Origin of the sequence: Maribacter aquimarinus (assembly GCF_047345505.1) — a bacterium.
Lineage (GTDB): Bacteria > Bacteroidota > Bacteroidia > Flavobacteriales > Flavobacteriaceae > Maribacter.
Genome location: NZ_JBLFEO010000019.1, coordinates 43003 through 62073, shown reverse-complemented (window position 1 = coordinate 62073; position 19071 = coordinate 43003). Strand labels below are relative to the sequence as shown.

Annotated in this window: 13 protein-coding genes and 1 riboswitch; of the genes, 6 read left to right on the top strand and 7 right to left on the bottom strand. The window is 52.4% G+C overall.

Annotated features, from left to right (window positions below; genetic code table 11):
- Window positions 1-52 precede the first annotated feature (52 nt).
- On the bottom strand, window positions 53-3439 hold the full coding sequence (gene thrA / locus ACKWCC_RS13585; protein WP_413996491.1) for a bifunctional aspartate kinase/homoserine dehydrogenase I: 3387 nt from the start codon (window positions 3437-3439) through the stop codon (window positions 53-55).
- Between the two features lie 82 nt (window positions 3440-3521).
- On the bottom strand, window positions 3522-4814 hold the full coding sequence (locus tag ACKWCC_RS13580) for an O-acetylhomoserine aminocarboxypropyltransferase/cysteine synthase family protein (protein WP_413996490.1): 1293 nt from the start codon (window positions 4812-4814) through the stop codon (window positions 3522-3524).
- 180 nt (window positions 4815-4994) lie between these two features.
- Window positions 4995-5127: riboswitch (SAM riboswitch) on the bottom strand.
- 381 nt (window positions 5128-5508) lie between these two features.
- On the opposite strand from ACKWCC_RS13580, the gene ACKWCC_RS13575 reads away from it, so the two are divergent.
- The gene (locus ACKWCC_RS13575) at window positions 5509-6018 is read left to right on the top strand and encodes a DUF3575 domain-containing protein (RefSeq protein ID WP_413996489.1); all 510 of its coding nucleotides are present in this window, start codon (window positions 5509-5511) and stop codon (window positions 6016-6018) included.
- Window positions 6019-6228: 210 nt separating this feature from the next.
- On the opposite strand, the gene metK is transcribed toward ACKWCC_RS13575, so the two are convergent.
- Window positions 6229-7485, bottom strand: a complete 1257-nt coding sequence (gene metK, locus ACKWCC_RS13570) for a methionine adenosyltransferase (protein WP_413996488.1) — start codon at window positions 7483-7485, stop codon at window positions 6229-6231.
- A gap of 386 nt (window positions 7486-7871) precedes the next feature.
- On the opposite strand from metK, the gene ACKWCC_RS13565 reads away from it, so the two are divergent.
- Genes ACKWCC_RS13565 through ACKWCC_RS13555 form a run of 3 tightly spaced genes read left to right on the top strand, consistent with a single transcriptional unit; the run spans window position 7872 to window position 10064 of the window.
- On the top strand, window positions 7872-8486 hold the full coding sequence (locus ACKWCC_RS13565; RefSeq protein ID WP_413996487.1) for a deoxynucleoside kinase: 615 nt from the start codon (window positions 7872-7874) through the stop codon (window positions 8484-8486).
- 26 nt (window positions 8487-8512) lie between these two features.
- The gene (locus ACKWCC_RS13560) at window positions 8513-9481 is read left to right on the top strand and encodes an aminodeoxychorismate synthase component I (RefSeq protein ID WP_413996486.1); all 969 of its coding nucleotides are present in this window, start codon (window positions 8513-8515) and stop codon (window positions 9479-9481) included.
- The gene (locus tag ACKWCC_RS13555) at window positions 9465-10064 is read left to right on the top strand and encodes an aminotransferase class IV (RefSeq protein ID WP_413996485.1); all 600 of its coding nucleotides are present in this window, start codon (window positions 9465-9467) and stop codon (window positions 10062-10064) included. Before ACKWCC_RS13560 ends, ACKWCC_RS13555 begins: the two co-directional genes overlap by 17 nt.
- A 99-nt stretch (window positions 10065-10163) precedes the next feature.
- On the opposite strand, the gene ACKWCC_RS13550 is transcribed toward ACKWCC_RS13555, so the two are convergent.
- The 4 genes from ACKWCC_RS13550 to ACKWCC_RS13535 all read right to left on the bottom strand — a co-directional run bounded on the left by ACKWCC_RS13550 (window position 10164) and on the right by ACKWCC_RS13535 (window position 16855).
- Entirely contained in the window at window positions 10164-12542 is a 2379-nt protein-coding gene (locus tag ACKWCC_RS13550) for a sodium-translocating pyrophosphatase (RefSeq protein WP_413996484.1), read from the bottom strand.
- Window positions 12543-12660: 118 nt separating this feature from the next.
- Window positions 12661-13188 carry an inorganic diphosphatase gene (locus ACKWCC_RS13545; RefSeq protein WP_413996483.1) on the bottom strand — a complete coding sequence of 176 codons (528 nt, stop codon included), beginning with the start codon at window positions 13186-13188 and terminating at the stop codon, window positions 12661-12663.
- 95 nt (window positions 13189-13283) lie between these two features.
- Entirely contained in the window at window positions 13284-15785 is a 2502-nt protein-coding gene (locus ACKWCC_RS13540) for a DUF5686 family protein (RefSeq protein ID WP_413996482.1), read from the bottom strand.
- A 92-nt stretch (window positions 15786-15877) separates the two neighbouring features.
- Window positions 15878-16855, bottom strand: a complete 978-nt coding sequence (locus tag ACKWCC_RS13535; protein ID WP_413996481.1) for a pyruvate dehydrogenase complex E1 component subunit beta — start codon at window positions 16853-16855, stop codon at window positions 15878-15880.
- A gap of 370 nt (window positions 16856-17225) precedes the next feature.
- On the opposite strand from ACKWCC_RS13535, the gene ACKWCC_RS13530 reads away from it, so the two are divergent.
- Together ACKWCC_RS13530 and ACKWCC_RS13525 are read left to right on the top strand one after the other, a co-directional pair.
- On the top strand, window positions 17226-17966 hold the full coding sequence (locus tag ACKWCC_RS13530; RefSeq protein ID WP_413996480.1) for an electron transfer flavoprotein subunit beta/FixA family protein: 741 nt from the start codon (window positions 17226-17228) through the stop codon (window positions 17964-17966).
- A 62-nt stretch (window positions 17967-18028) separates the two neighbouring features.
- Window positions 18029-18994 carry an electron transfer flavoprotein subunit alpha/FixB family protein gene (locus tag ACKWCC_RS13525; protein WP_413996479.1) on the top strand — a complete coding sequence of 322 codons (966 nt, stop codon included), beginning with the start codon at window positions 18029-18031 and terminating at the stop codon, window positions 18992-18994.
- Window positions 18995-19071 lie beyond the last annotated feature (77 nt).

Here is a 19071-nt window from a genome sequence, read left to right as displayed (position 1 = left end):
TTTAAAAACCGGAGTAGGTACTGGAAAAGGGTGTTGGTATTTGTGCCGTTCCCTATCCCTTTTCCGCGATCCTCAGGATGTCCCCGAAGACACCACGGGCCGTTACCGCGGCACCTGCGCCGGCCCCTTGGATCACCAAGGGGTGTTCTCCGTAGGAATCCGTGTAGATCTCAATGATGCTGTCCGATCCCTTTACCTGTCCCAGGGCGGTTTCCTTGGGCACGGAGACCAATTTTACATCGAGTTGGCCCTTTTCCTTTTGCAGGTTTCCGTGAAGGTCGCCCACATACCGCAGCACATGTCCCGGTTGCTGTTCTGCCTTGATGCTGGCAAAGATAGTGTCCAAAACTTCAGATCGGGACAAAAAGGCTTCCGCATCCCCATCGCGCAAGGATTCCGGAATGAGGTTTTGAATCTGGATGTCATGGAACTCATTTTCAAGGTCCAGCTCCCTGGCCAAGATGAGGAGCTTGCGGCCCACATCGTTTCCGGAGAGGTCCTCGCGGGGGTCCGGCTCGGTGAATCCCTGGGCCATGGCCTCGGACAGAACAACCGAAAAGGGAACATCGACCTCAGAAAATCTATTGAAAATGTAGCTCAGGGATCCAGAAAACACCCCTCTTATGCGCGTTATGTTCTCCCCGGAAAGGTGCAACAACTTAATGGTGTCCAAGAGCGGCAGGCCGGCCCCCACATTGGTCTCGTACAAATACTGTTTCTGATGGCGGCGCAGTTCTTCACGGAGCAATTGGTAATCCCCATACCCCAAGGTATTGGCTATCTTGTTGGATGATACCAGATCGAAGCCGTTCTGCACCAAGGGCACATAATGCCGCACAAAGTCCTTGCTTGCGGTATTGTCCACTGCAATGAGGTTTTCCAGATGATGTGTCCTGGCATACTCCAAAACCGTGTCCAGGGAAGATGGCACCCCTTCCCGGTCCAACTGTTCCTTCCAATTTTTTCCGATGCCGGCTGCATTGAGCAACACCTTCTTGGAATTGGCCAGGGCAAAGATGCGCAGGTCTATGTTCTTGCGCTTTTGGATTTTCTTGGCAGAGCGCAAGAGCTGCTGTACCAGGGTGCCCCCCACGGTGCCGTGCCCAAAAATGGCCAAGTGCACCTTTTTGTCCACATTGAAAATTTGCCCGTGCATGACGTTCAGGGCCTTGATCATGTCTGCCTTTCGCACCACAAGGCTCACATTTTTCCCTGAAACCGTGTTGTTGAACAACAGCGGGGTGATCTGGTTCTTGATCAAGGCATTGTAGGGTTTGTGAAAGGTACTCAGGTCCTGGCCCACAATGGATATGACGGCCACCTCGGCGGCCACCGATATGGTGTTGATGTCCCTTGAACGAAGATCGCCGGTGAACTCGTCTTCCAGGGCGCGCTTGGCCTTTTGGGCCTTGTTGCGTTTCACCACCAGGCCAATGCCCCGTTCCGAAGAGCCCTGGGAAACAATGCTCACGCTGATGTTGTGCGCCTCCAAGGTCTTGAAGATACGGGCATCAATGCCCACTTTGCCCAACAGTCCCCTGCCCTCCAGGTTGATCAAGGCCACATCCTCTATAACGGACAGGGACTTTATACCCTCGGCACTGCTCTTGGCGCTGATCAGGGTGCCCTCGTTACCCGCATTGTAGGTATTGAGGATACGCAGGGGAATGTTGCGCTCGATCAGGGGGATTATGGTCTTTGCGTGCAAGATGGTGGCCCCAAAGTTTGCCAGCTCATTGGCCTCCTCGTAAGAGAGTTGGGCAATGCGCCTGGCCCCTGAGACATGATCGGGATTGGCGGTGTAGATGCCATCCACATGGGTGTAGTTCTGCAGCTCTGCGGCATCCAGGAAATTGGCCATTAACGCCGCGGTATAGTTGCTGCCGTTGCGGCCCAAAGTGGTGGTCTCCCCTTTTTCGGTAGAGGAGATGAACCCGGTAATGATGGGCACAATGTCCTTGGAAAGTTTGGAGAAGGCGCGCAGTACATTTTCCCGCGACACCGTTTCCAGCACATGGGCATCACCAAAGGCGTTGTCTGTCTTGATCAGTTCCCTGGCGTCCATGAACTGTGCGGAGACACCGCGCTCCCGCAAAAGGGCCGCCACCATTTTCCCCGAAATGAGCTCTCCGTGGGCCAGAACCTCATCCTTGACCTTAGGGCTGTAATCTGACAATAGGGCCACCCCTTCCAACAATTGCTCCAGCGCCTGGAACTCTGCCTGCAGGTCCAGTTGGGGCAGGGGGCTTTTTTGGTACGCCTTAAATTGTTCAAACGGCTTCGCATACCCTTTTCCGGAAGCGGCCAGTGCCAATAGCTCCTCCAACTGGTCCGTTCCCTTCTCCCTGGCAGACAGCACCACGGCTATGGGATGTTTTTGGTGCGCTTTGTCCTGGATCACGGAAAGTACCCGCTCCAGGCCCTCTCCATTGCTCAGGGACTTGCCCCCAAATTTTAGAATGGTGTACTTGCCGTTTTTGCCGTCCCGGCCAAAGATTTCCCCGAGCAAGGTCTCCATCTGCCCAAACTCTATGAGAAAGGCATCGTGCCCGTGCACTGAGGTAACCTCCCCGTAGGTAACGTTCCCCTGTGCCTGGGCCAAGCGCTTAAAAGTGTCCTTGTTCTCCTTGGCGGTAAAGAACAGGTCAGAATCCACCCCAATGATGTGGATCTTGGTATCGCTGTTCTGCAGGGCCACAAAACGCTCCTCCCCATCACGGGTCACATCAATGGTCTTTAGCAATTGGTTCATGAGCTTATAGGCCGATAGTTGAAAACGCTCCTGCAACTTGGTGCCGTGGTGCATTAACCAACTCTCTACGTTAAAGACGTTCAGGGCTTCATTGGTACTGCGCTTGAAGCGTTGTTTGAAGGACTCCGGCGTGCGGTAGCAGAGCATCGCGTGCATTCGGGCATCGTGTACCGGCTGTTTGGAATTTACCAAAAATTGCTCCTGGATCTGGCAATTGGCAATGAGCCAGTCGGTAGATTTCCAGTCCGAGGCCACCGGGATCAAATGCTCGGTGATATCGGTGTCAAGGGCCGCCATTTCCCAGGCGATGCCCCCGCCCAACGATCCACCTATAATGGCAAAAAGGCGCTTTACGGCCAAGCGTTCCAATCCCAAGAGAAAGATCCTGGCCATGTCCGCAGCCACAAAATCCTTGTAGTTTTCAATGACAAATTGGTCATGTCCGTTGCCCGGAATGTTAAAGGACAGGATGGTGTAGCGTTCGGTGTCAATACATTTGCCATCACCGATCAGGGCAGACCACCAACCGTCTTCCCCGGTTACGTTGCTATTGCCCGTAAGGGCATGATTCACCAATACTATGGGGGCGCTGTGCAGTTCCCTGCCGAAAAGTTGATAGGACAGTTCAATGTTTTGGGACACCCCACTAAAGGTGGTGTAGTTCTCAATGGTTAACCGATGTAACATAAGCCGCTTGAAAAATAAGGTAAAGGCCTCTTGGCCACAGCTTGTACCCTGCGCCAAAAGACCTTTTGTGAATGGAGATCAATTATACGTGCGCCGGTGCATCAATGGCAGCAAAGGCCTGCTCCAGATCCGCCTTGAGGTCTTCCAGGTCTTCCAGCCCCACGGATAGCCTAATGAGGTCCTGCCCCACCCCGGCACTTTCCTGCTGCTCCACACTCAACTGTTGGTGGGTGGTGCTTGCAGGATGGATAATGAGGGACTTGGTATCGCCAATATTGGCCAATAAGGAAAAAACCTTGGTGGCGTCCGTCAAATTCTTGGCGGCCTCAAAACCACCTTTTACCCCAAAGGTGACCAAACCGCTCTGTCCTTTTGGCAAGTACGCTTGGGCCAGTTCATAATAGGTATTGCCCTTTAGGCCGGGATAGTTTACCCAGGCCACCTCCTCGCGTTCGGACAGCCAAGTGGCCAGGGCAAGGGCGTTCTCGCTGTGCTGTTTGATGCGCACGTTCAAGGTTTCCAGCCCCTGGATGATCTGGAAGGCGTTGTAGGGGCTCAGGGCACCGCCAAAGTCGCGCAGCCCTTCCAAAATCAGTTTAAAGGTAAAGGCAGCGGCCCCGAGGGCCTCGCTGTACACCAGGCCATGGTAGCCGGCGGAGGGTTCCGTGAACTCCGGGAACTTCCCGTTGGCCCAGTCAAAGGTACCGGCGTCTATGATGGCCCCTCCCAAGGAATTGCCCTGTCCGCCAATGTACTTGGTCAAGGAATGGATCACCAAATTGGCCCCGTGCTCTATGGGGTTCAGCAGCGCTGGGGTGGCCACTGTATTGTCCACGATAAAGGGTACCTTGGCCGCCTTGGCCTGCTCGGAAATGGCCTTGAGGTCCAAAACGTCCAATTTGGGGTTGCCCAAGGACTCCACAAAAATGGCACGGGTGTTTTCTTGTACCGCCTTGCCAAAATTTTCGGGCTCGGAGGCATCCACAAAGGTAGTGGTAATGCCCAGGCGGGGAAGGGTTACATTCAAGAGATTGAAGGTGCCGCCGTACAGACTGCTGGAAGCCACAATGTGGTCTCCCGCCCGCAGGAGCGTGAGCAGACCGGTTGAAATGGCCGCAGTGCCCGAGGCGAAGACCACGGCGCCCACACCGCCCTCTATGGCGGCCAAACGGTTTTGCAGAATTTCATTGGTGGGGTTGTTCAAACGGGTATAAATATAGCCCAGTTCTTTGAGTGAGAACAGGTTGGCCGCATGGTCCGTATCCTTAAAGACGTAAGAGGTGCTCTGGTAAATGGGCACGGCCCGCGTCCCTTCTGTCTTGGTGGTGTCATGCCCTGCGTGCAGGGCGTTGGTGGCAAATTTTTGATCGCTCATGATGTTGTTTTTTTAAATCGTTATTAAAAATGGACGCGCCGCGGTACGTACCGCAACTTCAACTAAACCAACAAAAAACAAACAACCTCCGGCCCGCGTTGCCGGGAGGTAAGATCAAAAGGTTATCAAAAAAGAAAATCGAGAATGTCGATGATGGTTATCCTTCCCAAAAACGATGCTTTGGCATCGCAGGTTCCACGCTTTGTTGGAACCGGGTAGAATGTAGCACCTTCTTAGTACGATCATCGCTGGAAGTGACTAAGGGTTGCTAAGGTTTCAAAGGGTCTAATCCCTCCACCTTTCTTGATAACTTTTCAATATGTGCTTGAACTTTGAGGGCACAAATAAAAGGGAGAAAAGATTAAAAACCTAATGATTTTCAAAAATTTCACAAAAACCCAGTGAATTGGTAGGATACCTTATGGGCCCGGTGTCATTTCAGTGGTGTATCCGATGCAAAATAGGGGGGAAAGCGGCAACGATCGCCGTCAAAAAAAAAAAGGATTCCATCTCCAAAAAACGGGTAGGCCCGTGGCCGTGATGCCCTACCGCCCGGCGTTGGCATTACGCTGTGGTGCTCTACCCAAAATGGACCGGGCTTTGGAGCCAAGAACATTTTGCCTGGTGTGGCATACCATTTCACCGGGTTATGCGTTAGCTCTCCAACGGAGGGGCCGTTACCAAAACAAAAAATATGCTGCACAAAATTCTTTTTACCACCCTGTTCCTAATCGGAGTGGTGGGGGCCAACGGCCAAAACAACGTGATAAAGGCGAGTGCGCTGATCGGCAACCTTGGCCTACAGTATGAACGGGCCCTGGGAGATCGTTTTGCACTCATTGGCCAAGTGGGCCACTCCAATTTTACCAACTCGGTGAACGATGTGGAAACGACCTCCAACGGGTTGGGTTTTTTGGTGGAGGGCCGCTACTATCTTTCAAAAAACAAGGAACGTATGGAGGGCTGGCACATTGGTGTGTTCTACAGCGCCATGAACACGGAGTCTTCAGAGGGTTTACAAACCAATATTGCCTCACTGGGCATCGCCTCCGGGTATCAGTGGGTGTTTGGCTCCCATATTTCCTTGGGCCTGGTCTTCGGTGCCGGCACCTTTGATTATGACAGTGACCAGGATCGTGGCCTTCTTCTAGAAGGTCTTACCTTTTGGCCCCATTTGGGCCTCTCCCTGGGATACCGGCTTTAAACGCCCACGGTACAGACCAATGCTTGGCCCCATACAGGGCCATACAAACTGGGCGGCACGGTTACCGGGTCTAACAGACCGTTGCCATAAGTTCCAAAAACAATGCCCCCTCAGGACTTATTTGTTTACTGCGAAAAGTGGTGTAGATTGGCACCCCGCACCATACAGGAGCTTCCCCCATCCTTGTTCACTTCTTGGAAAACCAGTGGCTCAAAGCCCAAATGATGCTTTGATTTCTGCGGTCATGTCCAATTTTTCCCACGTGAACAGTTCCACCTCTTTTTCGATCCTACCGTTGTAGGGAGACTCAAACACCTTGGTAACCGTTCTGGGGGCCTTGCCCATATGGCCATAGGCCGCTGTCTCCAAATAGATGGGGTTTCTGAGCTTTAGCCGCTCCTCTATGGCAAAGGGGCGCATGTCAAAAAGCTGGGCCACTTTCTTGGCAATGTCACCGTCCGAAAGGGGCACTTTGGCCGTCCCATAGGTGTCCACAAATATGGAGGTGGGCTCCACCACGCCAATGGCATAGCTCACTTGCACCAAGATTTCATCGGCCACCCCGGCGGCCACCAGGTTTTTGGCCGCGTGCCGCGCGGCATAGGCGGCACTGCGGTCCACCTTGCTGGGATCTTTTCCACTGAAGGCCCCTCCACCATGCGCCCCTTTGCCGCCATAGGTGTCCACAATGATCTTTCTTCCCGTGAGGCCGGCATCGCCGTGCGGGCCACCGATGACGAATTTACCGGTGGGGTTCACGTGGTAGCGGATACCGTCAGTGAACAAGGCCCGTATCGGGGCCGGAAGCTCCCTGATCACCCTTGGCATGACGATCTGCTTTATGTCTTCCTTTATTTTGGCCAGCATTACGGCATCATTCCCGTCAAAAGGATCGTGCTGGGTGGACACCACTATGGTATCGATGCGCACGGGTTTGTTTTCATCGGAATATTCTATGGTGACCTGGGCTTTGGCATCGGGCCGTAAATAGGTGATTTCGCTGTTCTCCCTTCTCAGTGCCGCCAGGGTTTTTAAAATACGGTGGGAAACATCCAGCGCCAGCGGCATAAAATTCTCCGTTTCCTTGGTGGCGTAGCCAAACATCATCCCTTGGTCTCCGGCACCCTGCTCCTCCTTATTGGCCCGATCCACGCCTTGGTTAATGTCTTGGGACTGTTCATGAATCAGGGAAATCACCCCGCAAGAATCCCCACTGAACTGGTATTCCCCCTTGGTGTAGCCTATGTTGTTTATGACCTCCCGGGCAATGTGCTGCACGTCCAGATAGGTGCCGCTCCTCACCTCGCCCGCCAAGACCACCTGTCCGGTGGTGACCAAGGTTTCACAAGCCACTTTGCTGTCCGGGTCAAAGGCCAGGAAATGGTCCAACAGCGCATCGCTTATTTGGTCGGCCACTTTGTCCGGATGCCCCTCGCTCACTGATTCTGATGTAAATAAATATGCCATGGTTCTTTTTTATGGCGGTGGGTGTCCGGAGTAACCAAAAGTAGCTTAACGATCTTGTGAAGATATCCAGAACAGCGTTCCGGTTAAACTGCTTTAGCATTTTTATGCCGGCCCCCAAAAGAAGCCAGGCATCTAGTTCTTTAAACTAGGCCCCAAAAAGAACAAGGGGCAAGAGGTTGCAATCAGACAAATCCGTCCTCCGATTAATAAAGGCCAAAAATAAGGAATTGATAAAGCTTTGCCCAAACGCACAGCACATTTTTACAAAAAAATCCACACCAAGGATTATGCTGCCATTCATCCACATTTTTTTTCTGAACCCATTATACTTTGTATCTTGTGCGTCCCTCCGAAAAAAGGAAGCCGACCATTTAAACAACTATACCATGCATATTGCCGTAGCGGGAAACATTGGAGCCGGGAAGACCACGCTTACCAAGCTCTTGTCCAAACATTACAAATGGGAAGCTCATTTTGAAGACGTGGTGGACAATCCGTACCTGGATGATTTTTACACCCAGATGGAGCGGTGGAGCTTTAACCTGCAAATCTATTTTCTTAACAGTAGGTACAGACAGATATTGGAGATCAAGCAGAGCGGCAAAAACGTGATACAGGACCGCACCATTTATGAGGATGCCCATATTTTTGCGCCCAACCTGCACGCCATGGGCCTCATGACCAACAGGGACTTTAAGAACTACAGCAGTTTGTTTGAGTTGATGGAGTCCTTGGTACAGCCACCGGACCTGCTCATTTACCTGCGCAGTTCCATTCCCAATCTGGTGAAGCAGATCCATAAAAGGGGCCGTGAATATGAAAACACCATATCCATAGACTACCTGAGCCGACTCAATGAGCGCTACGAGGCTTGGATACACGGCTACGGGAACGGAAATCTCCTGATCATTGATGTGGACGTGCTGGACTTTGTGGACGAGCCCGAGGACCTGGGCACCGTGATAAATAAAATTGATGCCGAAATAAACGGATTGTTCTGACCGAAAAACCCACCCCCAAGCCCCCCATGTTCCAAGAACGGACCACTGCCCTTCTGAAGCAAGGCACCCCCTTTTTCTTTCTGGTGGATTTTGCCAAGCAAAACCAAGAGGTGCTCACGTTCGGGGAGGCCGCCGCAGCGGGCATATTCTTTAACGTAAAGGGCACTACCAACCGGAATAGGCCCCTGGCCAAAAAGACCACGGCCAAGACCATTGCCCTACAGCCCAATCCCATAGGACTGGCCGCTTACCGCAAGGCGTTTGATCAGGTGAAGTGGGAACTGGGGCAGGGCAACTCGTTCTTGTTGAACCTTACCTTTGCCACGCCCATTGCCCCCAATGTGCCCTTGAAAGAGATCTATGACCGGGCCCATGCCCCCTTTAAGCTCTACTACAAGGATAGGTTTGTGGTCTTTTCTCCCGAGTCTTACTTCCACATCAAGGGAGATCATATCCATTCGCACCCCATGAAGGGCACCATAAGCACCGATGTGCCCCAGGCAGAACAACGATTGCTGGAAAATGCCAAGGAAATGTACGAGCACAACACCATTGTGGACCTGATCCGCAACGACCTCTCCATGATCGCCAAAAACGTGGAAGTGACCAAGTTCAGGTACCTGGAGCGCATTAAAAGCACCACGGGCGAAATACTGCAGACCAGCTCTGAGATCAAGGGACGCCTTCCGGCCGATTGGAAAGATCATTTTGCCGACCTGCTTTTAAAGACCCTTCCCGCAGGGTCCATAAGCGGGGCACCCAAGAAAAAGACCATGGACATCATTGCCGCCGCAGAAACAAGTGCAAGGGGGTTTTATACGGGTATTTTTGGGGTGTTTGATGGGGAAAACCTGGCCTCGGCCGTGAACATCCGTTACATTGAAAAGAAAAAGGGCCAGCACTACTTTCGCAGTGGGGGCGGCATTACCCATTTGAGCCAGCTGGAGGAGGAGTACGAAGAACTGAACCACAAGATCTATGTACCCACTTTTTGAGACCATTTGCGTGACCCAGGGCAGGGTGGCCCACCCGGAATACCACCACAAACGGTTTTGGGCCTCCTACACCCAATTTTATGGGACGGCACCATCCTTTGGGCTCTTTGATGCCGTGACCCTTCCTTCCCTGGAAGAGGGTGGCCTTTATAAATTGCGGGTGGAATACAATAAAAAGGGGACCCGCCATACCTTGGAAAAATACCAACGGAAACGGACAGCGCACCTAAAATTAGTGTTTGACGACCACATAGACTACGGCCTTAAGTACAACGACCGCCGCCGTTTGAACGACCTTTTTGCCCTACGCGGCCAAGCAGACGACATCCTGATCGTACGGAAAGGCCTTATCACGGATGGAAGCTATGCCAACCTGTTGCTTACCGATGGGCGACAGGTGTACACCCCAAAACATCCCTTACTGAAAGGATGCTGCAGGGAACGTCTCTTGGACAAGGGTGGCGTACGGGCCAAGGACATTGCGGTTGGAGACCTGGGGGACTTTAAAGGTTTCCAGCTCATTAACGCCATGAACGATTATGACCCAAATCGCTGGCTGCCCATCCAAAACATTGTTCGCTAATGGCGGCCTGTAGGCCATTGCCCCCATAAAAAAGCCCCGTTGCATGAACGGGGCTTTTCTTTTTTAACCAGGTCAGGGCGCTCTTGCCCCGAACGACACTTACTGTACGCGCACCTCTATATGGTCCTGCGATACGCCGTACTTGGCCATGTCTTTTTTAACTTGGTCTTCGGAACCTTCAAAGACCTCCTCCGTAACGCTTTCCGTGCCATTTTCGGTAAGGGTGGTGGTCACCACGGCCTTGAGCTGGTCGTTGGGCATGCTTTCCATCATCACCTCTACTTGCTTGTCCACATGTTGCACCACATGTTCAGAAGCCGCCTTTTCTTTGGTATAGGCCGCCATGCCCTCTGCGCTTACTGCGATACTGGGTGCAATGACCAAGGCCACAACGGACATGAGCTTCAACAAGATATTTAGGGAAGGGCCGGAGGTATCCTTGAACGGGTCTCCCACGGTGTCTCCCACCACGGCGGCCTTGTGGGCCTCGGTGCCCTTACGGCCATCAGATTCGATCATTTTTTTGGCATTGTCCCAAGCGCCACCGGCGTTGGATTGGAAGATGGCCATCAACACACCGGCGGAGGTTACCCCGGCCAAAAGCCCGCCCAACATCTCGGCACCGCCAATAAACCCAACGGCCACCGGAACGGCAATGGCCAGCAGTCCAGGCAATACCATTTCCTTGATGGACGCCTTGGTGGAAATCTCCACACATTTATCGTACTCCGCATAGCCATCGGCAGCATCGAATATTTCGCGCTGTGCCGGGGTGGCCTTGCTCATATCGGAATCCACGGCACGCATCACCTCCAGGGCGGCCTTTAATTGGGGAATGTCATTGAACTGCCTGCGCACCTCCTCGATCATGGCCATGGCCGCACGACCCACGGCGTTCATGGAAAGCGCAGAGAACACAAAGGGCAGCATGGCGCCCACCAAAAGCCCCGCCATCACCGTGGGCTTGGAAACGTCAATGGAGCTCACGTTGGCCACCTTCATGAAGGCGGAGAACAACGCCAAGGCGGTTAACGCGGCAGAGGCAATGGCAAACCCTTTTCCAATGGCCGCAGTGGTGTTCCCCACGGCATCCAGTTTATCGGTGCGCTCGCGCACCTCAGGATCCAATTCCGCCATTTCGGCAATACCACCGGCATTGTCCGAGATGGGCCCGTAGGCATCCACGGCCAATTGGATGCCGGTGTTGGCCAACATCCCCACGGCCGCAATGGCAATGCCGTAGAGACCGGCACAGTAGTGCGATATCAAAATGGCAGCGGCAATCAATACAATGGGAACCATTGTGGACATCATGCCCACGCCCAGACCGGCAATGATATTGGTGGCGGCACCCGTCTCGGACTGCCTTACAATGGAGGTCACCGGCTTTGTCCCGGTGCCCGTGTAGTATTCGGTTATCTTGCCCACGCCCAACCCGGCAACGAGTCCGGCCAGGGTAGCAAAAAAGATCCCCATGGCCCCCATGGGAAGCCCATCCACAGATTCCGGGATCAACGCGGTGATGATGAAATAAGAGGCCACCACCATTAAGGCGGCAGAACCAAACTCCCCAATGTTAAGGGCGGTCTGGGGGTTACCACCATCCTTTACCCTAACGAAAAAAGTGCCTATAATGGACATGATGATGCCCACTGCGGCCAAGACCAAGGGCAGGTACACCGCGCCTAGGCCGGCAAAATCCGGGGTAATGATAAAGGCGCCCAGCACCATGGTCCCAATAATGGACCCCACGTAAGACTCAAAAAGGTCCGCTCCCATTCCGGCCACATCGCCCACGTTGTCCCCAACGTTGTCTGCAATGGTGGCGGGATTCAAGGGGTGGTCTTCCGGAATTCCCGCTTCCACCTTGCCCACCAAATCGGCACCAACATCGGCGGCCTTGGTATAAATTCCCCCGCCCACACGGGCAAAAAGGGCTATGGAAGAGGCGCCCAGGGAGAAACCCGAAAGTACGTTCAATACCAGGGCCAGATTTTCGGCGCCCGGCCAAATGGCCTGGTAGATCATAAACAGACCGCTAAGTCCCAAAACACCAAGGCCCACAACACCCAGACCCATTACGGCACCTCCGGCAAAGGCCACTTCAAGAGCTTTGCCCAATGAGGTTTTGGCAGCTTGGGTGGTGCGCACATTGGCCTTGGTGGCCACGCGCATACCAATAAAACCGGCCAAGGCAGAACAGATGGCGCCCACCACAAAGGAAAGGGCCACCATACCGTGCGATCCGGTTTCATTACTGCCCTTAAAAAACAGGAGGATGGCCACGGCCACCACAAAGACACTCAATATCTTGTACTCCGCCTTTAAAAAGGACATGGCCCCATCGGCAATGTTTTTGGCAATTCTGGCCATTTTGGCATCTCCGACATCTTGTTTTCCCACCCATACGTTCTTAACGAACACGAAAAGGAGTGCCACAACGCCGAATACCGGCAATAGGTTTACGATCATTTCCATTTTGCTTGATTGTTTATAACGTTAAAAGATCGCTAATGTAGTAAAATAGAACAGAATAAAAAAAGCCGCCCCCAAACTGGTTCGGAAGCGGCTTTCATTTGTTGTTCATTTGCCTTTCTCAAATGGTAAAGGTGCGGTTTTTCTTGTGTTCGCTTTCCTCATAGCGCTGCACGCATTGGTGGTAAATGGCAATGGCCTCCGCGGCATTTCCCCAACCGCCGGTGTCCACCTTTTTCTTTTCCAAGTCTTTGTAGACCTGAAAAAAATGTTCTATCTCCTTTAAGCGGTGCGGGTTAAGGTCGGAGATGTCATGCCTTTTGTTCCAAATGGGGTCCGAGACGGGAACGCAGATGATTTTTTCGTCCGGTCCCTTTTCATCGGTCATGTGAAAGACCCCAATAGGCTGCACCTCCATCACAACCATGGGGTAGGTGGGTTCCGTGCCCAACACCAGTACATCCAGGGGATCCTTGTCCAAGGCCAGGGTCTCGGGGACAAAACCATAGTCTCCGGGATACATCATGGAGGAGAACAGGGTACGATCAAAGCGAATCTTGTTCAACACAAAATCATATTCATATTTGTTACGGCTTCCTTTTGGTATTTCGATCAAAACATCAAAGGTTACGTCTTTTGTTTCACTCATATCAATGGCTTATATATTTAAAAATTCTTGTCAATAGTTCTTTTATTTCCTTTGCTAACGCCCATTCACCGCCTAAATTGCCCCCAAGTCTGCCCTTAAAAACTGAAACCAAAGGTGCCGGTGACCCCAAAGGGCCTGGCCTCGGGATGCTCCAGGTAGTTCCCCCTAAAGTTAAAATCGACCCTAAAAATCCTGAATATATTGCCCACCCCAAAGGAATATTCATAATAAATATGGTCACTGGGCGCCAGCAAGGGCGTGCTCACGGCAGCGGGGGCGTTCAGGGCCTTGTTTTCATCGGAGAGGGTGCCCCAGGCCGCGCGCAGCCCCACAATTTCCCTCAGGTCCAGTTTCCTTAGGAAGGGAATACGGGAAAAGAGCCGTCCGTTAAAATTGTGTTCCAAATGCAGGGCGGCGTAGGTATCTGTCACAAACTCATAAAAATCGAGGTTGGGAAAGGTGGCGTAGGTGGTAAAAAAGGTCTGGTTTCCCGGTACCACTCCCAACAGGCCCAGGGGCACGGTACCAAAGATGCGCCCCATCTCCAAGGTGCTCCTAAGCCTGCCCAGCCCGCCCAGTTGCCAAGGCCTGGTGTAGGAAAATTGCAGTTTATCATAGTTGAAATCGCTCTGGAAGGGCCCGGCAATGCCCTTGGTGTAGTTGAGCAGCAAGGTGCTGTAGGTATCATTGATGTCCCTGCGCTCCACCCCGTGGCCAATGGTCCGCTTGCCCGGGGTATAGATGAGCACCGTACTGAGATCGAACTGCTTTACCGCCGATGCGATGCCGCCAGGGCCATCTGAATCCAGATAATCCAAGCTAAACTCGTCCGGAAGGGCAGATTGCAGGGTTCTGAAGGTACCGCCCAGGGCCAACCGGAGATTGGTGACGGGCTCTATCTCCGCGCCCAGGGCACTGAGGTTTATTTCTGTGAGCCGGTTGTTGATGCCCACCGTGAGCACGGCCGAAGAGGCCAAACTGCGGCCCAGCACATCATTCGTGGCCGTTAGGCTCACCCCCAGTTGCTCCACGTCCCGGCGGTTGCCCCCGGACAAGATCAGGCGGCTGCGTTGGTCCAGCAGTATTTTCCCCGATATGCCGTACTTGAACTTCTTGTCCCAAAAACCGTAGGCGGTGTACCCTTCCAGCCGCCACGGATCGTTTTGGCCAAAAAAGGTGCGGGCCCCAAAACGCACTCTTGGGCCCTCTGCCAGGTTAAAGCCCACAACATCGTACACCGAGCCCAGGTCCATGTTCCACTTATCGATCTCCACATAGCCAGAGCCCAGGATGCTCACCAGATTATAGTAGGTCTTGAACTTGGGCACCGTTTGCAGGGTGTCCAATAGGGCATAGATGCCCTTTTCGTCCTTATTGAGCTCCTCCAAGCGGTTCTCTTCCCAAAAAGCATTGTCCTGGACAATGGCACTGGGGTCCAAGGGGTTTTTTTCCTTTCGGTAAAAGTCCCTGGGCCGTGGTTGATCGAACACATAATCATTGTACACCGTGGTTCGCTTGCCGTACACTCCGCGTGCACTTTCTTTCTTGCTGAGACTGAAGTTGCTGAGCATGTAGTCTCGCTTCAAGAGGAAAACAGAGTCGTTCACGACCTGGAACTCTTGTTCAATATAAATGTCCTTTACCCAATTGATGTTGGCACTCTTGGTCACTTCCAGGTTGATCTCCTTAATGGCCCAAGTGGAATCGTTCACCCAAAAATCGCCCTTAAAGGTGAGCTCGTTCTTGCGCCTGGGGTAATAGACAATGTTGTAGCACCATTTGTTTCCAATAAAGGCGCTGTCCCTCAGGGCATAGTTGTAGGTGTCCACCCCGGTGGTGGAGAGCGGACTGGTGAAGCTCTTGTCAAAAAACTTGAGGTAGTTCTCGTACACGTCATAGTTTTGGTAGAGGTCCTTGACAAAGGCAATGATGGCCTGGTTGTTCTCGAAGCCGGAATTCTTGTTGCCCAGCACCTCTTCCTTCTCCAGTTTCAGAACATTGTCGCCTGCCACCTTGGAGAGGGTCTCGTTCAAAAAAATGGGGAGATAGGTCTTCCCGGTGATGCTGGAGGTGTCCAGGTCCTGAAACACAAATTCGAGGCCCTTGAACACCTTGCTCTTTATGAGGTTGCTGTCTATGGTGTTCAGATCAAACTGCACCTTTTCGTACTTTTTAAAGGCGTATTGGCGGTACTGTTTTAGACCGTTTACCCGTTTCTTGGCCCATATCTTTTTAAGGATGTCCACGGCGGGATTGTTTTTTTTGGATTGCCTGCCCCCTATGAGCACCACCTCGCTGAGCTCTTGGGCGGCTTCCTGCAGCACGATCTTTAACTCGTGGTTCACGGCGCCCGAAAGCGGCACCTCCTGATCGCGAAAACCCAAGAATGAGACCACCAGGGTGGCATGACGCCGATCCGATATCAAATAAAACCTACCATCGTCATTGGTAATGGTACCCTCGGTGGAATCCTTGAACAGCACGTTGGCGAAGGCCACCGGTGCCCCATTGGTGTCCAATACCACACCGCCCACCTTGGTCTGGCCCCAGACGGAGAAGGCAAAAAGCAGCAGTATGGCACATAGGTGGGATTTCATTGGGGATTGCCGTTGTGGCCAAAGGGGATTCTTTATAAAAATGGCTTCCCCATTAAGAACGGGGAAGCCATTTTTAAGTTGTGATGGGGATACTATTTATACATTACTTTTTTCACTGCCTTGATCACATCTTCGTGATTGGGCAACCATTCTTCCAACAGAACGGGCGAATACGGTGCCGGGGTGTCCGCGGTGTTCAACCTTACGATGGGGGCATCCAGATAATCGAATGCGTGGGCCTGTACGTGGTAGGTAATTTCCGTGGACACGTTTCCAAAAGGCCAAGCCTCTTCCAAGATGACCATTCTGTTGGTCTTTTTCACGGACTTGAGCACCGCCTCGTAATCCAGGGGCTTCACGGTCCTTAAATCTATGATCTCACAGCTAATGCCCTCCTTTTCCAAGGCATCGGCCGCCTTGTCCGCTTCCTTGATGATCTTGCCAAAGGAAATGATGGTCACATCCGATCCCTCCCGGCGAATGTCCGCGACCCCAATGGGTATGGTGTATTCTCCCTCGGGCACCTCTCCCTTGTCTCCGTACATCTGTTCGGATTCCATGAAAATGACCGGATCATCGTCCCTAATGGCGGACTTGAGCAAGCCCTTGGCGTCTGCCGGGTTCGATGGCACAATGACCTTGAGCCCAGGACAATTGGCGTACCAACTCTCAAAGGCTTGGGAATGCGTTGCCGCCAATTGGCCCGCCGAGGCCGTGGGCCCCCTAAAAACAATGGGGCATGCGAACTGCCCCCCGGACATTTGTCTTATCTTGGCGGCGTTGTTTATGATTTGATCGATGCCCACCAGGGCAAAGTTAAACGTCATGAACTCTATGATGGGCCTGTTTCCCGTCATGGTACTGCCCACACCGACACCGGCAAAACCGAGCTCTGATATGGGGGTGTCAATGACCCGCTTGGCCCCAAACTCATCCAACATCCCCTTGGAAGCCTTGTAGGCGCCATTGTACTCTGCCACTTCCTCACCCATTAAATAAATGGATTCATCGCGGCGCATCTCCTCTGACATGGCCTCTGCGATAGCTTCTCTAAATTGTAAGGTTTTCATTTATATGGAATAAATTTTAGACTTCTGGTTTCGCTTTTAAAAGCACGCAAAAATAGGAAATTATATGGCAAATGTAACCTTGGCCAGTTCAAAAAAATACCCCAAAAAATACTATGCGTGCATAGTATTTTTGAGATTATTTATTTATCTTCGTCCCATACCTTGATGGGCCAAAGTGGAGCGCAGCGGGAAAAATTTCCCCGTTTCACCTCCAAAACGTTGATTACAAACCAATTGTAATAAAAAAATGTGCGTTTCAACGCGATTGGACAGTGCCCGACTTGGTTTAAAACGAGAAGGTTTGCCGTTATAAAAAATCGGGTAAGGGACAAAAACGCCCGCTACCCAAAACCCTCAAAAAAAAAGCAGTATGAAGATATTAGTTTGCATTAGCAACGTACCGGACACCACGTCCAAGATCAACTTCACGGAAAACGACACCAAGTTTGACGCGACCGGGGTGCAATTTGTGATCAATCCCAATGATGAGTTTGGCCTTACCCGAGCCATGTGGTTCAAGGAAAAACAGGGTGCTACCGTGCACGTGGCCACCGTGGGGGAAGCCAATGTGGAACCCACTATGAGAAAGGCCCTGGCCATTGGCGCAGATGAGGCCATAAGGGTAAACGCCGACCCCACCGACGGTTATTTTGTGGCCACACAATTGGCCGAGGTGGTAAAGCAAGGCGCCTACGACTTGATCATAGGGGGCAGGGAATCCATAGATTACAATGGGGGCATGGTGCCCGGCATTCTGGCCACCCAGCTCAACATGAACTTTGTGAACACCTGCATAGGGCTGGAAATAGAGGGCGACAAGGTCACGGCCATAAGGGAAATTGACGGTGGCAAAGAAACCCTGAGCACTTCGCTACCCCTTGTGGTGGGCGGCCAAAAAGGTTTGGTGGAAGAGAGCGATCTCCGCATTCCCAACATGCGGGGCATCATGATGGCCCGCAAGAAAAGCCTAAAGGTGGTGGAACCCGTGGAAGCCACAAAGGCAAGTGAGGACACCAGCTTTGAAAAACCGGCACCCAAGGGCTCGGTAAAAATGGTGGAAACAGTGGACGAACTCATCACCCTGTTGCACAACGAAGCCAAGGCCATTTAAGATTTGCTGCACCGTTGATCCATGCTACACAGCGCAACATCATCAACTTAAAAAAAAAGAATATGTCAGTTTTAGTCTATACAGAATCCGAAAAGGGAAAATTAAAGAAAAACGCCTACGAGACCGCCTCGTATGCGGCCGCAGTCGCGGAGATGCTGGGCACCAGCGTTACGGCAGTGACCATAAACAGCAATGAAAACGAAGCCTTGGGCAACTACGGCGTGGGCAAGGTGCTGAACGTAAAGAACGGGGAGTTGGAAACCTTCAATGCCAAGGCCTTCGCGGCCGTTGTGGCCGCAGCGGCCATAGCGGAAAACAGTTCGGTGGTCGTTCTCAGTTCCAGTGCCGACACCAAGTTCATGGCCCCGATATTGGCCGGCACGCTACAGGCGGGGTATGTGCCCAACGTAGTGGAGGCCCCCAGTGGCACGGACCCCATAACCGTAAAACGAAGTGTCTTTACCAACAAAGGCTTTGCCCATACAAAGATAAGCACGGAAAAGGCCATCATTGGCGTGAGCAACAATGCCTTTGGCTCCGTGGAAAAAAAGGTGGAGACCACCATAAGTGATTTTGCCCCATCCTTGGGGGATGTCTTTGGCACAAAGGCCACCGAGGTGGACAAGGTTCAGGGCAAGGCCACGATAGCGGATGCCGACATTGTTGTTTCCGGCGGCCGCGGCCTAAAAGGCCCCGAGCACTGGGGCATGCTGGAAGAACTGGCCGATGTGCTGGGCGCTGCCACCGCTTGCTCCAAACCCGTTTCCGACCTGGGCTGGAGGCCCCACGGGGAACATGTGGGACAAACCGGTAAACCTGTGGCCACCAACCTGTACATTGCCATTGGCATTTCTGGGGCCATACAGCATTTGGCCGGCGTAAGCGCGTCCAAGACCAAAGTGGTGATCAATACGGATCCCGAAGCGCCCTTTTTCAAAGCGGCCGATTATGGAATGGTGGCCGATGCCTTTGAAGTGGTTCCGGAACTCACCGAAAAATTAAGGGAATTTAAGGCCCAAAACAGCTAATTTTTGTTAATTTGTGCCCTGAAGGGCTGTTCAGGTATTTGGTGAACCCCATTTATTTGAACCGCCCTTTTTTAATG